The organism is Microbacterium sp. NPDC064584 (genome assembly GCF_040687315.1).
GTDB classification, from domain to species: Bacteria; Actinomycetota; Actinomycetes; order Actinomycetales; family Microbacteriaceae; genus Microbacterium; species Microbacterium lacus.
Map to the genome: position 1 here is coordinate 777,147 of NZ_JBFBMZ010000001.1, position 18,279 is coordinate 795,425.

22 protein-coding genes are annotated in these 18,279 nt (G+C 70.1%); 7 read left to right on the forward strand and 15 right to left on the reverse strand.

Translation table 11 applies throughout. From position 1 onward, the window contains the following. Nucleotides 1-21: 21 nt before the first annotated feature. Nucleotides 22-360 (reverse strand): hypothetical protein, encoded by a 339-nt coding sequence (locus tag AB0P18_RS03735; protein WP_363358988.1) that lies wholly within the window; start codon nucleotides 358-360, stop codon nucleotides 22-24. A gap of 152 nt (nucleotides 361-512) precedes the next feature. Here AB0P18_RS03735 and AB0P18_RS03740 point away from each other — a divergent pair, with 152 nt between their 5' ends. Then, nucleotides 513-968, forward strand: a complete 456-nt coding sequence (locus AB0P18_RS03740) for a helix-turn-helix domain-containing protein (RefSeq protein WP_363358989.1) — start codon at nucleotides 513-515, stop codon at nucleotides 966-968. Nucleotides 969-971: 3 nt separating this feature from the next. Here AB0P18_RS03740 and AB0P18_RS03745 read toward each other — a convergent pair whose 3' ends face one another. Next, the gene (locus AB0P18_RS03745; RefSeq protein WP_363358990.1) at nucleotides 972-1,313 is read right to left on the reverse strand and encodes a hypothetical protein; all 342 of its coding nucleotides are present in this window, start codon (nucleotides 1,311-1,313) and stop codon (nucleotides 972-974) included. Nucleotides 1,314-1,481: 168 nt separating this feature from the next. Between AB0P18_RS03745 and AB0P18_RS03750 the strand changes: the two genes are divergently transcribed. Both AB0P18_RS03750 and AB0P18_RS03755 read left to right on the forward strand, forming a co-directional pair. Further along, nucleotides 1,482-1,937, forward strand: coding sequence for an SRPBCC family protein (locus tag AB0P18_RS03750; RefSeq protein ID WP_363358991.1), 456 nt, complete (start codon nucleotides 1,482-1,484; stop codon nucleotides 1,935-1,937). An 18-nt stretch (nucleotides 1,938-1,955) separates the two neighbouring features. Continuing rightward, on the forward strand, nucleotides 1,956-2,450 hold the full coding sequence (locus AB0P18_RS03755; RefSeq protein WP_363358992.1) for a GNAT family N-acetyltransferase: 495 nt from the start codon (nucleotides 1,956-1,958) through the stop codon (nucleotides 2,448-2,450). Here the strand turns inward: AB0P18_RS03755 and AB0P18_RS03760 are convergent. Further along, entirely contained in the window at nucleotides 2,447-2,788 is a 342-nt protein-coding gene (locus AB0P18_RS03760; RefSeq protein ID WP_344051512.1) for a hypothetical protein, read from the reverse strand. The two genes, AB0P18_RS03755 and AB0P18_RS03760, sit on opposite strands and share 4 nt — an antisense overlap. Nucleotides 2,789-2,961: 173 nt before the next feature. Between AB0P18_RS03760 and AB0P18_RS03765 the strand changes: the two genes are divergently transcribed. After that, nucleotides 2,962-3,903, forward strand: coding sequence for a diacylglycerol kinase family protein (locus AB0P18_RS03765; RefSeq protein ID WP_363358993.1), 942 nt, complete (start codon nucleotides 2,962-2,964; stop codon nucleotides 3,901-3,903). Between the two features lie 118 nt (nucleotides 3,904-4,021). Next, nucleotides 4,022-5,005 carry an NADP-dependent oxidoreductase gene (locus AB0P18_RS03770; RefSeq protein WP_363358994.1) on the forward strand — a complete coding sequence of 328 codons (984 nt, stop codon included), beginning with the start codon at nucleotides 4,022-4,024 and terminating at the stop codon, nucleotides 5,003-5,005. A 2-nt stretch (nucleotides 5,006-5,007) separates the two neighbouring features. On the opposite strand, the gene AB0P18_RS03775 is transcribed toward AB0P18_RS03770, so the two are convergent. Beyond that, entirely contained in the window at nucleotides 5,008-5,448 is a 441-nt protein-coding gene (locus AB0P18_RS03775) for a nitroreductase family deazaflavin-dependent oxidoreductase (RefSeq protein ID WP_363358995.1), read from the reverse strand. A gap of 9 nt (nucleotides 5,449-5,457) precedes the next feature. Further along, nucleotides 5,458-8,088, reverse strand: coding sequence for a magnesium-translocating P-type ATPase (mgtA, locus tag AB0P18_RS03780; protein ID WP_363358996.1), 2,631 nt, complete (start codon nucleotides 8,086-8,088; stop codon nucleotides 5,458-5,460). A 99-nt stretch (nucleotides 8,089-8,187) separates the two neighbouring features. On the opposite strand from mgtA, the gene AB0P18_RS03785 reads away from it, so the two are divergent. Next, complete coding sequence (locus tag AB0P18_RS03785; RefSeq protein ID WP_363358997.1) at nucleotides 8,188-8,874, forward strand: phosphatase PAP2 family protein; 687 nt, start codon at nucleotides 8,188-8,190, stop codon at nucleotides 8,872-8,874. Here AB0P18_RS03785 and AB0P18_RS03790 read toward each other — a convergent pair. Genes AB0P18_RS03790 through paaA form a run of 7 tightly spaced genes read right to left on the reverse strand, consistent with a single transcriptional unit; the run spans nucleotide 8,871 to nucleotide 14,112 of the window. After that, complete coding sequence (locus tag AB0P18_RS03790; RefSeq protein ID WP_363358998.1) at nucleotides 8,871-9,641, reverse strand: LLM class flavin-dependent oxidoreductase; 771 nt, start codon at nucleotides 9,639-9,641, stop codon at nucleotides 8,871-8,873. The two genes, AB0P18_RS03785 and AB0P18_RS03790, sit on opposite strands and share 4 nt — an antisense overlap. Nucleotides 9,642-9,666: 25 nt before the next feature. Then, on the reverse strand, nucleotides 9,667-10,440 hold the full coding sequence (locus tag AB0P18_RS03795; RefSeq protein ID WP_363358999.1) for an enoyl-CoA hydratase/isomerase family protein: 774 nt from the start codon (nucleotides 10,438-10,440) through the stop codon (nucleotides 9,667-9,669). A gap of 22 nt (nucleotides 10,441-10,462) precedes the next feature. Further along, complete coding sequence (paaE, locus tag AB0P18_RS03800) at nucleotides 10,463-11,563, reverse strand: 1,2-phenylacetyl-CoA epoxidase subunit PaaE (RefSeq protein ID WP_363359000.1); 1,101 nt, start codon at nucleotides 11,561-11,563, stop codon at nucleotides 10,463-10,465. Next, on the reverse strand, nucleotides 11,563-12,042 hold the full coding sequence (gene paaD, locus AB0P18_RS03805; RefSeq protein ID WP_363359109.1) for a 1,2-phenylacetyl-CoA epoxidase subunit PaaD: 480 nt from the start codon (nucleotides 12,040-12,042) through the stop codon (nucleotides 11,563-11,565). The genes paaE and paaD overlap by 1 nt, the downstream gene beginning before the upstream one ends. Beyond that, the gene (paaC, locus tag AB0P18_RS03810) at nucleotides 12,039-12,860 is read right to left on the reverse strand and encodes a 1,2-phenylacetyl-CoA epoxidase subunit PaaC (RefSeq protein ID WP_344051530.1); all 822 of its coding nucleotides are present in this window, start codon (nucleotides 12,858-12,860) and stop codon (nucleotides 12,039-12,041) included. Before paaC ends, paaD begins: the two co-directional genes overlap by 4 nt. Then, a complete protein-coding gene (gene paaB, locus AB0P18_RS03815) occupies nucleotides 12,857-13,162 on the reverse strand; it encodes a 1,2-phenylacetyl-CoA epoxidase subunit PaaB (protein ID WP_344051532.1) in 306 nt (101 codons plus the stop codon). Before paaB ends, paaC begins: the two co-directional genes overlap by 4 nt. Then, nucleotides 13,162-14,112 (reverse strand): 1,2-phenylacetyl-CoA epoxidase subunit PaaA, encoded by a 951-nt coding sequence (paaA, locus tag AB0P18_RS03820; protein WP_363359001.1) that lies wholly within the window; start codon nucleotides 14,110-14,112, stop codon nucleotides 13,162-13,164. Before paaA ends, paaB begins: the two co-directional genes overlap by 1 nt. Nucleotides 14,113-14,161: 49 nt before the next feature. Here paaA and paaI point away from each other — a divergent pair, with 49 nt between their 5' ends. Further along, nucleotides 14,162-14,566: a hydroxyphenylacetyl-CoA thioesterase PaaI gene (gene paaI, locus AB0P18_RS03825; protein ID WP_363359002.1), complete on the forward strand. Its 405-nt coding sequence runs from the start codon at nucleotides 14,162-14,164 to the stop codon at nucleotides 14,564-14,566. 1 nt (nucleotide 14,567) lies between these two features. Here the strand turns inward: paaI and paaZ are convergent, their stop codons facing one another. The 3 genes from paaZ to AB0P18_RS03840 are packed head-to-tail and all read right to left on the reverse strand — an operon-like array spanning nucleotide 14,568 to nucleotide 18,216. Beyond that, nucleotides 14,568-16,631 carry a phenylacetic acid degradation bifunctional protein PaaZ gene (gene paaZ / locus AB0P18_RS03830; protein ID WP_363359003.1) on the reverse strand — a complete coding sequence of 688 codons (2,064 nt, stop codon included), beginning with the start codon at nucleotides 16,629-16,631 and terminating at the stop codon, nucleotides 14,568-14,570. Further along, nucleotides 16,628-17,482, reverse strand: coding sequence for a 3-hydroxyacyl-CoA dehydrogenase family protein (locus AB0P18_RS03835; RefSeq protein WP_363359004.1), 855 nt, complete (start codon nucleotides 17,480-17,482; stop codon nucleotides 16,628-16,630). The genes paaZ and AB0P18_RS03835 overlap by 4 nt, the downstream gene beginning before the upstream one ends. Then, nucleotides 17,479-18,216 carry an enoyl-CoA hydratase/isomerase family protein gene (locus tag AB0P18_RS03840; protein WP_363359005.1) on the reverse strand — a complete coding sequence of 246 codons (738 nt, stop codon included), beginning with the start codon at nucleotides 18,214-18,216 and terminating at the stop codon, nucleotides 17,479-17,481. The genes AB0P18_RS03835 and AB0P18_RS03840 overlap by 4 nt, the downstream gene beginning before the upstream one ends. Nucleotides 18,217-18,279 lie beyond the last annotated feature (63 nt).

The following is an 18,279-nucleotide window of genomic DNA, read 5'->3' on the forward strand; positions in this document are numbered from 1 at the left end:
ACCGCCGGCGGCAGTTCGGCGTCAGGCGGCTCCGGCCAGGGCTGCGTTCTTCCTCGGCTGCTCTTCGAGCATGTCGAGCTCGATCGTGAGCCCCTGCGACGAGTTGGACGCCTGCGCGAAGCGCGCGAGGAGTTCGTGGTCGAGGGTCTCGGACTCGGAGGTGAAGACGAAGCGGAGGGGGATGGCGGGCTGCAGCCAGATCGTCGAGCGCCCTCCGGGGATGTCCTCGGTATGGCGCCAGGTGAGGGTGAAGCTTTCGCTCCGGCGCAGCTTCGTCGCGATCACGACCTTGATGTGAGCCAGAAGACGATCCGGAATCTCGATCGGTTCGGCGGTGTTTCCGTAGAACAGGTACCCCATGCGAGATCTCCTTTGCGGTTGGGTGGATGCCGACCCCGATCGACGGGACAACCGTAGCACGAATATCTCGCAAATTTAGATAAGTTCTCGAACAGTTAGTCTCACTAGAGGATCTGGTAGCGTGGCGGAAAGTCGATCGAGGAGGTGGGAAGATGGCAGCGATGATCTCGCCCTCATCCTCTTCGCTCCCCGCGCTGGCCGTAGCTCTGCGTCGATACGTCGATGCGCGCAACGCCGCACTCCTCGCCGCCCGCCTGCTCCTGGGTGTCAACGAGCTCGACGCGCGCGCGCTGCTTCACATCGCGGCCAACCCCGGCACGCGCCCCGGCGAGTTGCGCGATTACCTCGGCATCACCTCGGCCGGGGTCACGACGCTGATCGATCGACTCGTCGAGCGCGGCGCCGTGCAACGCGACGTCGACAGGGACGATCGCCGCGTGAGCAGGCTCACGGTCATCGCCGACCTGAAGGGCGAGCCCTGGAACGTGCTCACCCGATTCGACGACGCCTTCAGCGCGGCGATCGAGCGGTCGGATCAGAACGACGCGGGGCGATTCGCGGAGGCGCTGGACGGGTTCACGGTCGCGGCGCAGCAGGCGCGGATCTGAGCGTCACTCCGTCGCGCCGTGCAGGAAAGCGTAGGACTTGGCCTGCAAGAACGTTCCGAGCGCCGCGACGACGGAGAGTTCGTACGAGAGCTTGAGCACGTCGGCCGCGGTCATGGTGGCCGGGACCTCCCGAGCTTCCATGGTGACCCGCCATTCGTGGGAGCCGGGCTCGGGAGCGAGATACGCGTGCGTCGGGGCGTTCATGAGCTGGAAGACGACGAGACCGGTGTCTTCGCCCTCGAAGTCGTCCTGGGGGACGACCTTCGCGGATCCGTTCAGCGGATAGCCGAGCGTCGCGAACTCGTCCAGCCACGACTGGAGCGTGCTCAAGGTCCGGAACGGCATCGCGCTGCTTTCTCGTCGGTGCGGGAATCCCTCCCCGCTTCCCCAATTATGGGTGAAGTTGCACGCGCGCGAACAGTGATCCGGCATGTGCCTGTCAACCCCCCTCGCGAAAGTGCACGCGTGCGGCTGAATGATCAGGTACCCCGAACCCCGATAGAGGAGCAGACAATGGTGCAGATCATCGAGACCATCGACGTCGACGTGCCCGTGCGGACGGCTTATGACCAGTGGACGCAGTTCGAGAGCTTCCCGAATTTCCTCGACGAGGTGGAGTCCATCACGCAGCTGGATGAGACCCACACGCACTGGAAGGTCAAGGTCGGCGGCGCCGAGCGGGAGTTCGATGCGGAGATCACCGAGCAGCACCCCGATGAGCGCGTCGCGTGGCACAGCGTCGGCGGCGAGACCCACCACGCCGGTGTCGTGACCTTCCACAAGCTGACCGACACCTCGGCGCGCGTCACCGTGCAGATCGACTGGGAGCCGGAAGGCCTTCTCGAGAAGGTCGGCTCGTTCATCGGGGCGGGTTCGCACGCGGTGAAGAAGGATCTGAAGAACTTCAAGGAATTCATCGAGGCGCGCGGCGTCGAGACGGGCGCCTGGCGCGGCGACGTCCCGGCCTGACCGGCGGCGGAGGACATCGTGTCGGCATCGCACGACGACATCGAGATCTCGCCGATCTCGGCGTCCGACGCCGGCGAGGTGCTCACGATCCAGCGTGCGGCCTTCGTCTCCGAGGCGATCATCTATCAGTCCGTCGACATGCCTCCGCTCGTGCAGACGCTGGACGAGCTCGAGGCCGAGTTGCGGGATGCCGACGGGTGGATCGCACGGAGATCCGGCCGTCTGGTCGGGGCGATCCGCACACGGCGGGAAGGCGATTTGCTGCTGATCGGGCGCATCGCGATCGCACCGGACCAGCAGGGCGCCGGCATCGGACAGGCGCTCCTGGAGGCGGCCGAACAGGCGTCCGGTGCGGCGGAGGCCGAGCTGTTCACCGGCAGCCTCAGCGAGGCCAACATCCGGCTCTACGAGCGGTGCGGATACGTGGAGACCCAGCGGGTGGAACAGGGCGGCGGCATCCAGGAGATCTACTTCCGCAAGCGTCTGGGTCACGCCGCCGCGCCATCGGACTAGGGCGCCGAGAGGTCCAGGTCCTGATCGAGATCCGGTCCGACGAATCGCCGGGTGCCCGCCGCCGGTGGCCGGAGCGACTGCGTCCGCCGGTCGATGTCGTCGATGACGTTCTGGTCGCGACCGCGCTCCGTCGCGCCGTCCACCGGGATCGCCAGGAGCTGACTTGCGGGCCCGATGAGGAACTCCGCCGTCGTGAGGATGCCTGCCGCGTCCACGACGGGGACGATGAGCACATCGGACCTCTGCGTCGCGGCGAGCTCACGTGCGTAGTGCAGGACGGCCTCTGCCACGTCGTCGGCCATCATGACCGCGCCGCCGGTGTAGTGCAGAGTCATCATGATCCCATCGTGGTGCGCGGAGCGGGATCGGACGGGGGGCTTGCGGGATCCCGCCGTCCGTGCCATCCCGCCGCATCGTCGGTGTCAAGGGTGCCCCCCGCCGACCACGGGGATCTATCGTGCTAACAGCGCCCCACTTCGCGGCGCAGCATCCGAATGAGAAGAGCCGTGCAATGACCTCGCACATCGCCGTCGTCTGGAATCCGTCCAAGACCGAGAAGGAAACGCTCGAGTCCGGCCTCGCCGAAGCGATCGACGAGGCCACCGCGCCGACGGTGACGTGGTGGGAGACGACGAAGGACGATCCGGGCCGAGGTGCCACTCGTGACGCGCTCGCGGCAGGCGCCGACCTGATCGTCGTTGCCGGGGGTGACGGGACGGTCCGCGCGGTCGCCGAGCACCTCGCCGACGCGGCCGCCGACGCCGTCCTCGGGATCATCCCGCTCGGGACGGGGAATCTCCTTGCCCGGAACCTCGACGTCCCGATCAACGACGTCCCGGCCGCCTTCATGCGCGCCCTCGGCGACGCGGAGCGCGCGATCGACATCGGCTGGGTGGAGGTCGAGCTCGCCGAGGGCGTGGAACGTCACGCCTTCGCGGTCATGGTCGGGTTCGGCATCGACGCCCAGATGATCGCCGAGACGGATGAGGATCTGAAGAGCAAGGCCGGGTGGCTCGCCTACGTGGAGTCGCTCGGCCGCGCGCTCGCGGCGAGCGAGGTCGTGCCGTTCCACATCACCACCGACGGCAACCCGCCGCGCGACGAGGAAGGGCACACGCTGCTCATCGCGAACTGCGGCAGCCTGCAGGGCGGCATCACACTCCTGCCCGATGCGCTCCCCGACGACGGAGAGCTCGACTACCTCGTGCTGAGCGCGGAGGGCTTCGGCGAATGGGCGGGCACGCTCAAGACGATGATGTGGGACAACGGTCTGATGCGGCTGATCACCAAGAAGGACGATCTGACGAGCACGGATGCCGTCGGGCACGGTCGCGCGAAGAAGATCGAGGTGACCCTCCCTGAGGCGCGGGCCTTCGAGATCGACGGCGAGGAGATCGGCGAGACGACGTCATTCACCGTCACGATCCAGCCGGCCGCGATCCGGGTGCGCTGACCGGTTTCGCCATTCCGCGTCCTGCCCCCGTGAATCGGCCTCATCATATGAGGTGAGCGCGCGAGGAAGCCGCATCCGCCGGCACGCGACGTTCGTGAGAACCGGAGGTGCGTCGGCCATGGCACGCAAGCAGGAGACCCCCAAGGTCGTCGAGTACGACCGCAACGGCGATGCCGACGTGCTGGAGCTCAGACCGACGGACGTGCCGGTTCCCGGGCCGGGTGAGGCGACCGTCGAGGTGATCTGCGCGGGGATCAGCCACATCGACGGCTTCATCCGCGCCGGCCGCGAGACCGAGTGGGATGCCGATCCGTGGCCGCGGAGGTCGGGGAGCGACTTCGCCGGGGTCGTCGTCGCCGGCGACGGCACGTTCAAGTCGGGGACCGAGGTCATCGGCCACGTGCGCGCCGGGGCGCAGGCGACACACGTGACCGTTCCGACCGCGGCCCTCGTCGTCAAGCCGAAAGAGGTGTCGTGGGAGACGGCGGGAGGGCTCTTCCTCGCCGGTGCGACGGCGCTGGACACCCTGGACCAGCTCAAGATCGGTCCGGAGGACACGGTCGTGATCTCCGCGGCCGCCGGCGGTGTCGGAAGCATCGAGGCCCAACTCGCCAAACACCGCGGCGCCCGCGTGATCGGCACGTGCGGCGACCGCAACTTCGACTACCTGCGTCAGCTCGGCATCAAACCGGTGCGCTACGGCGAGGGCATCGCCGATCGCATCCGCGCCGCCGCCGGGGGGCCGGTCACGGCGCTCATCGACAACTTCGGTCAAGACGGTCACGCGCTCGCCGAGGATCTCGGCGTGCCGGCGAGCCGCTACCGCTCGAGCGAGGATCGCCGGCACACCGAGGTGAAGCTGCTGCGCGATGATGCGGAATCGATCGCCTACGGTACGAGTCTGCTCGCCCGCCTCGCCGAGCTTGCCCGGATCCGCGCGTTCACGCTGCTGGTCTCAGGCCTGTATCCGCTGGAAGAGATCGGAGACGCGTACCGGGATCTCGATAAGCTCCACTCGCGCGGCAAGGTGCTCATCGGCACCCGGATGGTCACGACATTCCGCACGCTGAAAGCCCGCGACGTCCACGAGGCCTCGGCCTGAAGCTACGGGCGCGGCTCGCAGATCACGACCGGAATCAGCCGGTCCGTCTTGCGCTGATAACCGGCGTAGCCCCGGTAGGCGCGCGTGATGCGGGGCCAGAGTTCGGCGCGCTCGGCGGCGCTCGCCGTCCGGGCCCGCATCGGGACCGTCGTGCCGCCGGTCGTCAACTCGACGTCGGGGTGCGCGATGAGGTTGAGGTACCACGCGGGATGCCGGTCGTCCCCGCCTTTCGAGGCGACGAGCACGTACGTGTCGCCGTCGTGCACCGGCGCGGTGAGCATGACGCTCCGGCGCGCGCCGGAGGTGCGCCCGACCGTATGCAGCTCGACGACCGGCATCGGGCCGATCCGCCAGCCCAGACGCCCCCCGGTGACGGCGAGGATGCCGCGGTGCAGGCGATTGAGCAGCCGGTGCCCGAAGTCGACCACCGTGTGCGCTGCCATGCGTGAAGCCTACGTCGGTCGCCGGGGGTTGAAGCGCGATGCCCGTCGCGTGACCCGATGACGGTAGCCGCGTCGGCGGGAGGTCGCCGAGGCGCGGGGTCGCTGCAGTCGCGCGTAAAAGGCGTGCTTGGCGAGCTCCACGACGACGAGGTAGAGCACGACCACCGCGACCAGGGCGAGGAAGAACCCGACCGGGAGAGGCTGGAAACCGAGCACGGCGGACAACGGCGAGGAGGGGAGCCAGACCCCGATCGCGATGACCGAGGTCGCCGTCACGATGAGTCCCGTCGACGGCCGGCTGCGCAGGAACGGTGTGCGGTGCGTGCGGATCGCGAAGACGATGAGGGTCTGGGTCGCGAGGGACTCGATGAACCAGCCCGATTGGAATTCGCTCTGACCGGCGTGGAAGACCCCGAGCATGAGGGCGAACGTGGCGAAGTCGAAGACGGAGCTGATCGGACCGAACACGAGCATGAACCGGCGGATGCCCCTGATGTCCCAGTGCGCCGGAGCCACCAGCTGCTCCGGGTCGACACGGTCGCCGGGGATCGCGAGCTGTCCACTGTCGTACAGCAGGTTGTTCACCAGGATCTGCGAGGGGAGCATCGGCAGGAACGGCAGGACGAGGGACGCGACGGCGGCGCTGAACATGTTGCCGAAGTTGCTCGATGTGCCCATCAGGACGTACTTGATGGTGTTCGCGAAGATACGTCGCCCCTCCCTGACCCCTTCGGCGAGGACACCGAGGTCCTTCTCCAGCAGCAGGACGTCGGCGGCGTCCTTCGCGACGTCCGCCGCGGAGTCGACCGAGATGCCGATGTCGGCCTGGTGAAGCGCGAGCGCATCGTTCACGCCGTCGCCGAGGAAGCCGACGGCGCGGCCGCTGTGGCGCAGGAGCCGCACCACCCGCGCCTTCTGCTCGGGAGAGACACGGGCGAAGATCGTCGCGGTGCGTGCCTTCTGGGCGAGCTCGTCGTCACCCATCGCATCCAGATCGCTGCCCGATAGCGTGTCACCGGGCGGCAGACCGATGTCGGCGAGCACCTTCTCCGCGACCACAGCGCTGTCGCCGGTGGCCACCTTCACGCTCACCCCGAGTGTGGCGAGGGTCCTCAGCGATGCCCGCGCGTCCGATTTCGGGCGGTCCAGGAACAGCAGGAACCCCTGGAGAGAGAGGCCGGCTTCGGCCTCGGGCGAGAGTCGCTCCTGGTCGGACGCGGTCGTCGTGGCGACGGCGATGACCCGGGCCCCCGAGCCGTATGCGCCCGCGAGCACACCGCTCGCCGCCGGCGGCACATCGCTGCAGCGGCGCATCACATCCTCAGGTGCGCCCTTCGTCACGATCACGCGCCGCCCGTCGGGCGTCTCTCCGAGCACCGTGGTCATGCGTCGTTCGTGGTCGAACGGCAGCAGGTCGATCCGACGGAAGCCGTCAGGCCGCGAGCCGGCCTCGTGCGAGGCCTCCCACAGCGCGGCATCCACCGCATTCAATCCCGCGGTCGTCACCGACGTCTCCGCGGCTTCGGTGGCGCGCAGCCCCCAGCACGTCAGCTCGGCGGGCGACAGGCCGGCGCGCACCGGAAGCGCGGTCGTGAAGCTGATCCGGCCCTCGGTGAGGGTGCCGGTCTTGTCGGTGACGAGCAGGTCGAGGTCACCGAGGTCCTCGATGCACACGAGTCGCTTGACCAGGACGTTCCGCTTCGTGAGCACGCGGGAGCCGGTCGCGAGGCTCGTGCTGACGACCGCGGGCAGCAGCTGGGGGGTGATCCCGACGGCGATCGCGAGCGAGAAGAGCAGCGATTCGAGGATCGGCCGCTGCAGCACGACGTTCGCGATGAAGATGAACGATGTCAGCACCGCGGCCACCTGCAGGAGCAGCAGCGAGAACTTCGCGAGCCCCCGCTGGAACTCCGTCTCAGGCTCGGTCGTCGACACGCCCGCGGCGATGCGACCGAACTCCGTGGCGCGGCCGGTCGCGACGACCACGGCCGTCGCCGAGCCGGACTGCACGACGGTGCCCATCAGCAGGCCGGCGCGCAGGTCGCCCACACCTGTCCCGGCCGGGATCGTCGCGGTCGACTTCGCGGCCGGGATGGACTCGCCCGTGATGATCGCCTCGTCGCACGCGAGATTGTGGCATTCGATCAGCCGCATGTCGGCGGGGACGACGGATCCCGTCGCGAGGAGCGCGATGTCTCCCGGCACGAGGACGGTCACATCGACGGATCTGGGCACGCCGTCTCTCCGGACGATGACCGAGTGCCGGATGCGGTCGTGCAGAGAGTCCGCAGCCCGCGCCGCGCGGTACTCGTTCACGAAACCGAGTCCGATGCTCGCGACGAGGATCACTCCGATGATGAGCGCGTCCGCCGCCTCGCCGAGGAACACCGAGACGAGCGCCGTGACGAACAGCAGCACGAGGATGGGGCTGCGGAGCTGCCGGCCGAGCACCGGCCACGCACGCGCCCGCCGTGTGCGAAGGGCGTTCGGACCGATCTCCGCGAGGCGCCGCGCCGCCTCCGCCGTGCTCAGGCCCGACGGGGATGTCGCGACGCGAGCGAGCACGTCGTCCGCGCTCAGCGCCGAGGCCTCCGCGACGCCGAGCGTCGGGGGAGCAGAGCAGGGACTCGTCGCACTCATCGCGACCCCAGTCCATCCCGCCGCCGCCGAGGGCGAAAGGCCCTTCGTCCCGCCGCGCAAGCCCTCACCCGACGGCGCGCGTGCGGGTAGCGTGGGCGCGTGAGCACGGACGCACCCTCGGTACCCCCGCAAGCCGTTGAATCCGCCGAACCCGACGCCCGGCGCATGATCGCCCTCGTGGTCGGCATTCTCGCGACGGTGCTGTTCGTGATCCTGCGCTTCGTCGTGGCGATCGACGATCACAAGCCGCTCGGGATCGACGTGTGGTGGAACGAGCTCATGGTGAGCATCGAGACGCCGCCGGGACTGATCCTGGCCTGGATTCCCGCGATCGTCGGCGGCACGATCGGGATGTTCGCGATCGCGCTGCTGACCGTGATCGTCCTGTACTGGCGGAAGCGACGGTGGGACTCACTGAACATGGCGATCGCGATCGCGCTGGTGGTGGCGATCGGTGCGCCGATGGCGGCGATCATCGCGCGGGCGCGGCCGGGGGATTCGCTCGCCGAGAGCGTGGCGACCTCCTTCCCGTCGGGCCACACCGCCGTCGCGACGACGTTCGTCGTGACCCTCGCGCTGCTGTTCCGCAGGTGGTGGATCTGGACGATCGGCGCGGTGTGGGTCGTCTGGATGATGTGGGGTCGCACGTACCTGCACGCGCACTGGCTGAGTGATGTCGTCGCCGGGATGCTGGAGGGGATCGCGGTCGCGACCCTCGTCTGGTGCGCGGTCGAAGCGTTGCGGGATCGGCGCGCCCGCAAGAAGCTCGGCGCCGCGCCCGCTTAGAGCGCCGCGGCGCTCTCGAGGAACGCGTGGTCGGCGGCCGCGTCGTCGGTCGCGGTGATGGCACGCAGGACGACCTCGTCGACCGCCGCGCGGTACTGCGCCAGGCGCTCCCCGAAGCCGAGGTCGGCCGCATCCAGCACCGTCCGGTCGGGATTCAGCCCCAGGCGAGCGAAGTTCGCCGCATACGACGGGAAGCCCGCATAGCGGCCCGTCTCTTCGCGCAGGCGCTCCCGCGCGTCCGGCTCGAGCGCCGTGCGCACGTACAGCGCGACGTGTGCGGCGGGGTCGACCGCATGTGCCTGTGCAGCCTGCACGTACGCGGTCGCCGGGTCGAGCCAGCTGAGCAGCGGCCCGTCCGCATCTGCTGCGGCCAGGTGGCGCATGCGCGGACCGAGCGCGCCCACCATGACACGGACGGCGGTCCCGGCGCGGAGGTCGGCGGCGGTCGTGCGCACGAGATCGAGGGCGCCGGTGCGGATGCCGCCCGCGCCGACCCCGATCACGACGCGCTCCTGCGGCAGGGCACGCACCCGCTCGCTGATCGTCGCGGCGCTCCACCGGTCCAGCGGCAGCACGCCGGTCGCGAGCGTGAGGGTGGAGGTCGCCGCGGCTGCCGCCTCGAGCAGAGTGAGCGCATCGGCGCCGGGGGTGTCGTTGACCCACAGCGCGTGGAAGCCCGCGGCCTCCGCGCCGGCGGCGAACGCCGCGGCGCGCTGCGGTCCGATCGCCGCGGCGATTCCGAGGGAGAGGACACCGGTGCGGGTCATGCTCCGAGCTTGCCGCATCCGCTCGTCAGCGGCCTCCACCGAACCGCGGGGCGCGCTTCTGCTGGAACGCCGCGAAGCCCTCGCGGTAGTCCTCGGTGTCGCACAGCGCCACTTGAGCGCTGTTCTCGAGCGCCATCGCGTCCCACAGCCCCAGGCGCTCGTCGCGAAGGCGACTGATGAGCGTCTTGCTCGCGACGAAGGCCTGCGTCGCACCGGCGGCAGCTCGCGTCGCGGCCTCCTCGGTACGTGCGAGGAGCTCATCGGCCGGGAAGACCTGGGAGAACAGCCCGGACTGCACCGCCTCGGTGCCGCTCATGAGCCGCGCCGTGTAGATGAGGTCGAGGGTCTTGTGGGCGCCGAGCCGCTCGAAGAACAGCGCGTGGCCGCCGGAATCCAGCGTCGCGCCGAGGGCGGCGAACGGCGAGCCGATGCGAGCCGAATCGGCGACGTACACGACATCGGTCGCGATGAGGAGGCCGAGGCCGACCCCCAGACATGCGCCGTGGGCGGCCGCGAACGTCGGGGCGGGGAACGCCGACATCTTCCGCAGGAGCGGAGTGACCAGCCCGCCGAGGTAGCCCTGCACGTCGTCGTCACGAGGGTCGACGCCCGCGATGTCGCGACCGGCGCAGAAGGCCGGACCGGCGCCGCTGAGCACGAGCGCCCGCACGCCCGCGGCTTCGGCCTCGTCGTACGCCGCCGAGAGATCGATGAGCGCGCGTTCGTCCAGGGCGTTGCGCTTGGCGGGGGCGTTGAGCGTGATCCTCGCCACGGCCCCGTCGATCTCGACCTCGATCATGCTCACGCCTTCCTTCACCGACTCATCCGTCGTAGTCCACGACGATGCGCTCGCTCGTCGGGTGCGACTGGCACGTCAGGACGTATCCGCGCTCGAGCTCATCGGGTTCGAGAGCGTAGTTCTCGGTCATTCGGACGCTGCCCGACACGAGCCGGGCGCGACACGTGCCGCACACACCCCCGGCGCATGCGAACGGCACGTCGCCGCGGACACGGAGGGCGGCATCCAGGATCGCCTCGTTCGCCGCGACCGGTGACTCCACCCGCGAGGACAGGCCGTCGAGCGTGAACTCGATCTGCACGGTCGGCTCACCCTCCCGCGTCTGCACGGGACGTCCGCGGTCCGTGCGCGGGGAGTCGGCATCCGTCGTGAACAGTTCGAAGCGGATCTCGGATGCCGGCACCCCGCGCGCCTGCAGCGTGTCGCGGCACAGCGCCACGAGTTCGAACGGGCCGCACAGGAACCACTCGGTGACGGTCTCAGGCCGAACGAGCGTGTCCAGGATCGTCTCGAGCCTGGTCGCGTCGATGCGGCCCGACAGCAGCGGTGCCGCACGCTGCTCGCGGGAGAGGACGTGATGCAGCGCGAGGCGCGCCGGGTAGCGGTCCTTGAGGTCGGCGAGCTCTTCGAGGAACATCACGTCCTGGGTCGCGCGATTCGTGTAGATCAGCGAGAACCGTGCCGTATCCGACGAGGCGAGCACGTGCGCGGCGAGGGCCATGAGGGGCGTGATGCCGGAGCCCGCGGCGATCCCGACGAGGTGGGCGTGCGCGAGGTCGGGCAGCTTCGAGGTGAACCCTCCGTCGGGACTCATGACCTCGAGGCGGACGCCCGCACGGAGGTTCTCGTGCGCCCACACGGAGAACAGGCCGCCGAGGTCGCGCTTGATCCCGACGCTGATCGATCCCGGCTGCGGGGGGCGGCAGATCGAGTAGCTGCGGCGCACCTCGTGGCCGTCCACGTTGGCGCGGAGCGCGACGTACTGACCGGGGAGGTACGCGTAGTCGTCCGCGAGGTCCGTCGGGACGCCGAAGGTGACCTCGATGCTGTCCGCGGTGAGCGGCCGGACCGAGAGGATCTCGAGCTCGTGGAACCGCGCGCGGCGCCGGGTGGCGGTCGTCATCACAGCGCCTTGAAGTGATCGAAGGGCTCGAGGCAGTCCTGGCACTCGTACAGCGCCTTGCAGGCCGTCGAGCCGAAGCGGGACAGCTCGCGCGTGCGCAGCGAGCCGCAGCGCGGGCACTTCACGGCCAGGCGGACCCGGATCGGGCCGGACGGGGGCGCTCCGTGCGGCGGCGCGATCCCGTACGCGGTCAGCTTCTGCTTGCCGGCATCCGTCATCCACTCCGTCGTCCACGCCGGGGCGAGCGTGGTCTGCACGCGGACGTCCTCGACCCCCGCGGCGATGAGCGCGAGGACCACGTCGTCGCGCATCGTTTCGATCGCGGGGCATCCGCTGTAGGTCGGCGTGAGGGTGACGACGACCCGGTCGCCGTCCACCTCGACGGCACGCAGCACCCCGAGGTCCTCGATCGTGAGGACCGGGACCTCCGGGTCGGTCACGGTCGCAGCGACCGCCCAGGCCTCGTCGCGCGTGATCACCACGTCGCCCCCGGATGCTGACGGGCGAGCACCTGCATCTCGGCGAGGATGAAGCCCAGATGCGGTGAATGGATGCCGCGCCGCCCGCCTCCGGATGAGACGAAGCCCTGCGGCACCTCGAGCTCGGCCTCGGCGAACACCGCGGCGATCACGGCATCGAATCCGGGGCGCAGCGTCGAGGGGCGGACCGCGATGCCCGGGAGCCGCTCGATGAGCGCCTCGTCGCGGAACAGCTCGTCGCCGTACGGCCAGATGTCGCCGATCGCGCGGATCATCCGTGCGCGAGACTCCTCCGTGCCGCCGGCGAGGCGCAGCGTCCACTGGATCGCGTGGTCGCGGTGGTAGTCGACCTCCTTGACCGCCTTCGCGGCGACCGCGGCGAGCGTGGGGTCCGTCGAGTCCTGCAGGGCGGTGTGGAGCTCGAACATGAAGGTCGCCGCGACGAGCTGCCGGGCGATCGTCTGGGCGAAGTCGCCGTTGGGCTGCTCCATGAGCCAGGCGCTGCGGAAGTCCGGTTCGCCGCGGAAATACGCCAGGTCGTCCTCGGATCGGCCGTCCGCGGTGCCGCTGTAGTGCAGGAGCGAGCGCGCGTGTCCGAGGAGATCGAGGGCGATGTTGCCGAGGGCGACGTCCTCTTCGAGCTCGGGGGCGTGCGCGATCCAGCCGGCGAGCTGCTGGGACAGGATCAGCGCGTCGTCGCCGAGCCAGAGCGCGTACTCCGCGACGTCGGCGGAGGCGGGAGGGGCGGCATCCGCCCCCGTGAGCTCGTCGGCGAGCCGCAGTTCGTCGACGGTGACGTCCCCGTGCAGATCGCTCACAGGTGCGGCACCCCCTCGGAGGCGGTGTAGTACACCGCGTGGCGGTAGTTCTTGCCTGCGGGGCTTTCGAAGAACGCGCCTTTCGCGTCGGGGTCGCTCGTCGTGATCGCCTCCGCCGGCACGACCCAGATCGAGACGCCCTCCCCTCTCCGGGTGTACAGGTCGCGGCCGTTGCGGACCGCCATCTCGGCGTCGGGGGCGTGCAGCGACCCGACGTGCACATGGCTGAGGCCCCGGCTCGCGCGGACGAACACCTCCCACAGCGGCCAGCTCTCGGCCGGCGAGGATCCCGGAGTCGCCATCACGCCACCGCCCGTTCGGAGCGCAGGGCCTGCTTGCGGGCGTACTCCGCCGCGGCCTCGCGCACCCAGGCGCCGCTCTCGTGCGCTTCGCGGCGGGCCCGCAGTCGTTCGGCGTTCATCGGGCCGCGGCCGGCGAGCACGTCGAAGAACTCGGTCCAGTCGATCTCGCTCATGTCGTACCGACCTGTCTCGGCGTTCCAGCGCAGGTTCGGGTCGGGCAGCGTGACACCGAGGGCCTCGGCCTGGGGGACGAGCATCGAGACGAAGCGCTGGCGCAGCTCGTCGTTCGAGAACCGCTTGATCTTCCACGCCATCGACTGGGCCGAGTTGGGGGACTGCTCATCGGGGGGCCCGAACATCATCAGGCTCGGCCAGTACCAGCGGTCCACGGCGTCCTGCGCCATGCGCCGCTGCGCCGGCGTGCCCTGCATGAGCGACAGCAGGATCTCGAAGCCCTGGCGCTGGTGGAACGACTCCTCCTTGCAGATGCGCACCATGGCCCGGGCGTACGGCCCGTACGACGCGCGGCACAGCGGCACCTGGTTGCAGATCGCCGCGCCGTCCACGAGCCACCCGATCGCGCCCATGTCGGCCCAGGTCGGGGTGGGGTAGTTGAAGATCGACGAGTACTTCGCCTTGCCGTCGATCAGATCCTGCGTCATCTGCTCGCGCGGCATCCCGAGCGTCTGCGCCGCCGAGTACAAGTACAGGCCGTGGCCCGCTTCGTCCTGCACTTTCGCCATCAGGATCGCCTTGCGCTTCAGGCTCGGTGCGCGGGTGATCCAGTTGCCCTCGGGCTGCATCCCGATGATCTCCGAGTGCGCGTGCTGCGAGATCTGACGGATGAGCGTCTTGCGGTACGCCTCGGGCATCCAGTCGCGCGGCTCGACCCGGGAGTCGGCCGCGATGATCTGCTCGAAGCGCTCCTCGGGGGTGCTGGACGCGGTCATCTTCGACTCCGATGTTTTACAGAACGATCGTTCAGATATTATGCCAGACATGGAGAGGCCCACGAAAGCGATGATGGCGCGCGACCTCGCCTCGGCATCCCTCGGCATGGTCGTCGAGCACGACGAGCCCGGTCGCGCCGTCGTGTCCATGCTCGTGCGCGAGGACATGACGAACGGCTTCGGCATCACGCACGGCGGCCTGGTGTTCGCGCTCGCCGACACGGCCTTCGCGATCGCGTGCAACGAGGACGAGCGCATCACGGTCGCCCAGGGCGCCGACATCACGTTCCTGACGTCCACGGTGGCGGGGCAGACCCTGACCGCGACCGCGGTGCGCCGAGCCCGCCGCGGGCGCGTGGGCCTGTACGACGTCACGGTCGCCGACGAGACCGGCGACGTCGTGGCGGAGATGCGCGGCCGCTCGCTCACGACCGACCGCTCCCTCGCGGAGTAGGTCAGACCGCAGCAAGCTCCTTCTCGACGAGCGTCAGCACGTCGTACTGCGCGACGAGCTCGTCGCGCTGATTGCGGATCACGGCATCCCACCGCACTTCGCCGTACTCGTCCGTCTCGCGCGGGGTGATCTGCTTCGCGGTGAGCTCGACCCGGATCTCATCGCCCGGCGACACGGGTGTCACGAAGCGCAGATTCTCCAGGCCGTAGTTCGCCAGCACCGGCCCGGGCGCGGGGTCGACGAACAGGCCGGCCGCCCACGAGACGAGCAGATATCCGTGCGCGACCCGCCCGGGGAAGAAGGGGTTGGCGGATGCCGCTTCCTCGTCCATGTGGGCGTAGAACGTGTCGCCGGTGAAGTGGGCGAACGTCTCGATGTCGGCGAGGGTCACTTCGCGCGTGTCCGACACGACCTGATCGCCGAGCCGCAGGTCGGTGAGCGACTTGCGGAACGGGTGCACGCCCCCGGGCTGCGCGGCGGCGCCCGGATGCCACACGCCGGTGAGCGCGGTGAGCATGTCGGGCGAGCCCTGCACCGCGGTGCGCTGCATGTGATGCAGGACGGCCCGGATCCCGCCGAGCTCCTCGCCGCCACCGGCGCGCCCCGGACCGCCGTGCACGAGGTTCGGCAGCGGCGAGCCGTGACCGGTGGAGGAGCGCGCGTCGTCGCGGTCCAGCAGCAGCACGCGTCCGTTGAACGCCGAGATGCGTCCGATGAGCTCGACCGCGACCGCCGGGTCGTGGGTGGCGATGCTCGTGACGAGCGATCCGCCGCCGCGGGCGACCAGATCCGCGGCCTCCGCCGTGGTCTCGTACGGCAGGATCGACGCGATGGGGCCGAACGCCTCGACCTCGTGCACGGCCGGGGCCGCGGCATCCGCGAACCGCAGCAGGATCGGCGCGACGAACGCGCCGTCGGGGGCCGGTCCCACCGAACCGTCGGCGTGCGTCACGGACGGCGCCTCGGTCGAGCCGATCACGATCTCACCGCCGGCCGCCTGGAGCCGCGCGACCTGCCGGAGCACTTCGTCGCGCTGCGCGGTCGAGGCGAGCGGGCCCATCGTGACGCCGTCCGCGCGCGGATCGCCGACCACGACGCGTTCGGACAGGCGCGTGCGGACCGCGTCGATCAGCGCGTCGACGGATGTCGAGGGCACGAGCGATCGGCGGATCGCGGTGCACTTCTGCCCGGCTTTCGAGGTCAGCTCGGTGACGAGCTGTCGCACGAACGCCTCGAACTCCGGCGTGCCGGGCTCGGCGTCGGGACCGAGGATCGAGGCGTTGATCGAGTCGGTCTCGCTCGAGAACCGCACGCCGCCGGTCTGCACGCACTCGTGCGCGCGGAGCTTCTCGGCGGTCGCGGCACTGCCGGTGAACGCCACGAGGTCGCCCAGGCGCAGGTGATCGAACAGGTCGGGCACCGGTCCGCTCACGAGCTGCAGCGCGCCGTCCGGGACGAGACCGGCCTCGACGAGGATCCGCACGCACGCCTCGGTCAGGTAGCCCGTCGGCGTCGCCGGCTTGATCAGGGTCGGCATCCCGGCGAGGAAGGCGGGGGCGAGCTTTTCGAGCGCGCCCCACACGGGGAAGTTGAACGCGTTGATCTGCACGGCCGCGCCCGGCAGCCGGGTGTAGATGTGACGTCCGAGGAACGAGCCGTCCTTCGAGAGCGGCTCGGCGGGTCCGTCGACGTACACGTGGGCGTTCGGCATCTCGCGCCGGCCCTTGCCCGAGTAGGAGAACAGCACGCCGATGCCGCCGTCGATGTCGACCCACGAATCGGCTTTCGTCGCACCGGTCCGCGTCGAGATCTCGTAGAGCTCGTCCTTGCGCTCGGTCAGCGCGCGGGCGAACTGCTTGAGCAGCACCGCGCGCCGGTGGAACGTGAGTGCGCCGAGGCTGCGCTGCCCCACGGTCCGGGCGTAGGCGAGCGCACCGGCGAGATCGAGCCCCGCGGTGCTGACGCGGGCGACTTCCGCACCGGTCGTCGCATCGCGCACGAGCGTCGATTCGGCATCCGCCTCGGGGGACCACCAGTGGCCCTGGACGTAACTCGGCAGCGTCATCCGTTCTCCCATCGGTAGAACCCCTCTCCGGTCTTCCGTCCGAGCCGGCCTTCGGCCACCATCCGGCGCAGCAGCTCGGGCGGGGCGAAGCGCTCGCCGAGCCGCGCGTGAAGCTCCTCGGCGATGCCGAGGCGGACGTCCAGGCCCACGAGATCCGTCGTCCGCAGGGGGCCGATCGGATGCCGGTACCCGAGCGTCATGGCGGCGTCGATGTCTTCGGCCGTGGCGATCCCCTCCTCGAGCATGCGGATCGCCTCGAGACCCAGGGCGACGCCGAGCCGGCTCGAGGCGAATCCCGGGGAGTCGCGCACCACGATCGGCGTCTTGCCGAGGGCGTCGACCCACCCGCGTGCGGCGTCGACGACCTCGTCGTCGCTCGCCCGCCCCCGGACGATCTCGACGAGCGCGGAGGCCGGAACCGGATTGAAGAAGTGCAGCCCGACGAAGCGCCCGGGGCGGCGGAGCGGGGCGGCGAGCTCATCGATCGGGATCGACGACGTGTTCGAGGCGAGCACGGTGCTGTCGGGCGTTGCCCTCTCCACGCGCTCGAGCGCCTGCCTCTTCAGCTCCGCGTCCTCCGGGACCGCCTCGACGACGAGTGCGCAGTCCGCGAAGGCGGCGGCATCCGTTCCGGTCGACAGCGCGTCGACCAGCTCGTCGGCGGTGAGCACCGTCGCGCCGCGCTCGAGCGATCGGGTGATGTCTCGGCGGATGCGCACGGTCGCGTCCTCGGCTGCGGCCGCGTCGCGCTCGACGACGACGACGCTGCTGCCGGCGAGGAGGAACGCGTGGGCGATCCCGGAGCCCATCCGCCCGCCGCCCAGCACGCCGACCGTGCGCGGCGCGCTCACCGGGCCGCCGATCGCTCGAGGAACGCGGTCATGCGCCGGTGCTTCTCGGGACTCTCGAACAGCTCCGCCTGCAGTTCTCCGTCGATCTCGGGATGCCGCTCCCGCGGTGCCCGCAGTGCGCGTTTGGTGTGCCGGGTGGCGAGCCAATCGTTCGCCGCGATGCGGTCCGCGATCGCATGGGCGGCGGGCAGCAGCTCCTCAGACGGATGCAGGCTCGAGACCAGGCCGATCGCGAGTGCTTCGTCGGCCTCGATGATCCGGCCGGTCAGCAGCATCTCGCTCGCGCGGCCCTCCCCGACGATCGCGCGCAGGCGCCACGTGGCGCCTGCTGCCGCGATGATTCCCAGCCGGGGCTCGGGGTTGCCGATCCTCATCGCGCCGGTGCCGATTCGGATGTCGGCCGCGTAGGCGAGCTCGGCGCCGCCGCCCAGCGCGTAGCCGTCGATCGCCGCGATCACCGGCATCGGCAGCGCACCGACGCGTCCGAACGCGGTCGCGTTGATACCGCGGAGCGCGTCGGCCGCGCGGCGATCGCGGAGCTGGGCGATGTCGGCGCCCGCGGCGAAGTCGCCGCCCGCGCCGGTCAGGATCAGCGTTCGCGGCTCGCGCTCCAGTTCGGCGCACAGGTCGTGCAGCGCGTCGACGGTGGCCTGATCGATCGCATTGCGCTTGTGCGGACGATCGAGGGTGGCCACGACCCGGTCGGGCAGGCGCTCGATGCGCAACGGGCCCATGTGCTGCTCCTGACTGCGGTGTCCGGCCGCCGGTCCATTACCGACCGAGCGTTCAGGAAATCA

Excerpts from the sequence above, each read along its gene's own strand:
- AB0P18_RS03735 (WP_363358988.1), bottom strand. The coding sequence starts at position 360 with ATGGGGTACCTGTTCTACGGAAACACCGCCGAACCGATCGAGATTCCG.
- AB0P18_RS03740 (WP_363358989.1), top strand. The coding sequence starts at position 513 with ATGGCAGCGATGATCTCGCCCTCATCCTCTTCGCTCCCCGCGCTGGCC.
- AB0P18_RS03745 (WP_363358990.1), bottom strand. The coding sequence starts at position 1,313 with ATGCCGTTCCGGACCTTGAGCACGCTCCAGTCGTGGCTGGACGAGTTC.
- AB0P18_RS03750 (WP_363358991.1), top strand. The coding sequence starts at position 1,482 with ATGGTGCAGATCATCGAGACCATCGACGTCGACGTGCCCGTGCGGACG.
- AB0P18_RS03760 (WP_344051512.1), bottom strand. The coding sequence starts at position 2,788 with ATGATGACTCTGCACTACACCGGCGGCGCGGTCATGATGGCCGACGAC.
- AB0P18_RS03765 (WP_363358993.1), top strand. The coding sequence starts at position 2,962 with ATGACCTCGCACATCGCCGTCGTCTGGAATCCGTCCAAGACCGAGAAG.
- AB0P18_RS03770 (WP_363358994.1), top strand. The coding sequence starts at position 4,022 with ATGGCACGCAAGCAGGAGACCCCCAAGGTCGTCGAGTACGACCGCAAC.
- AB0P18_RS03775 (WP_363358995.1), bottom strand. The coding sequence starts at position 5,448 with ATGGCAGCGCACACGGTGGTCGACTTCGGGCACCGGCTGCTCAATCGC.
- mgtA (WP_363358996.1), bottom strand. The coding sequence starts at position 8,088 with ATGAGTGCGACGAGTCCCTGCTCTGCTCCCCCGACGCTCGGCGTCGCG.
- AB0P18_RS03790 (WP_363358998.1), bottom strand. The coding sequence starts at position 9,641 with ATGACCCGCACCGGTGTCCTCTCCCTCGGAATCGCCGCGGCGATCGGA.
- AB0P18_RS03795 (WP_363358999.1), bottom strand. The coding sequence starts at position 10,440 with ATGATCGAGGTCGAGATCGACGGGGCCGTGGCGAGGATCACGCTCAAC.
- paaE (WP_363359000.1), bottom strand. The coding sequence starts at position 11,563 with ATGACGACCGCCACCCGGCGCCGCGCGCGGTTCCACGAGCTCGAGATC.
- paaB (WP_344051532.1), bottom strand. The coding sequence starts at position 13,162 with ATGGCGACTCCGGGATCCTCGCCGGCCGAGAGCTGGCCGCTGTGGGAG.
- paaA (WP_363359001.1), bottom strand. The coding sequence starts at position 14,112 with ATGACCGCGTCCAGCACCCCCGAGGAGCGCTTCGAGCAGATCATCGCG.
- paaI (WP_363359002.1), top strand. The coding sequence starts at position 14,162 with ATGGAGAGGCCCACGAAAGCGATGATGGCGCGCGACCTCGCCTCGGCA.
- paaZ (WP_363359003.1), bottom strand. The coding sequence starts at position 16,631 with ATGACGCTGCCGAGTTACGTCCAGGGCCACTGGTGGTCCCCCGAGGCG.
- AB0P18_RS03840 (WP_363359005.1), bottom strand. The coding sequence starts at position 18,216 with ATGGGCCCGTTGCGCATCGAGCGCCTGCCCGACCGGGTCGTGGCCACC.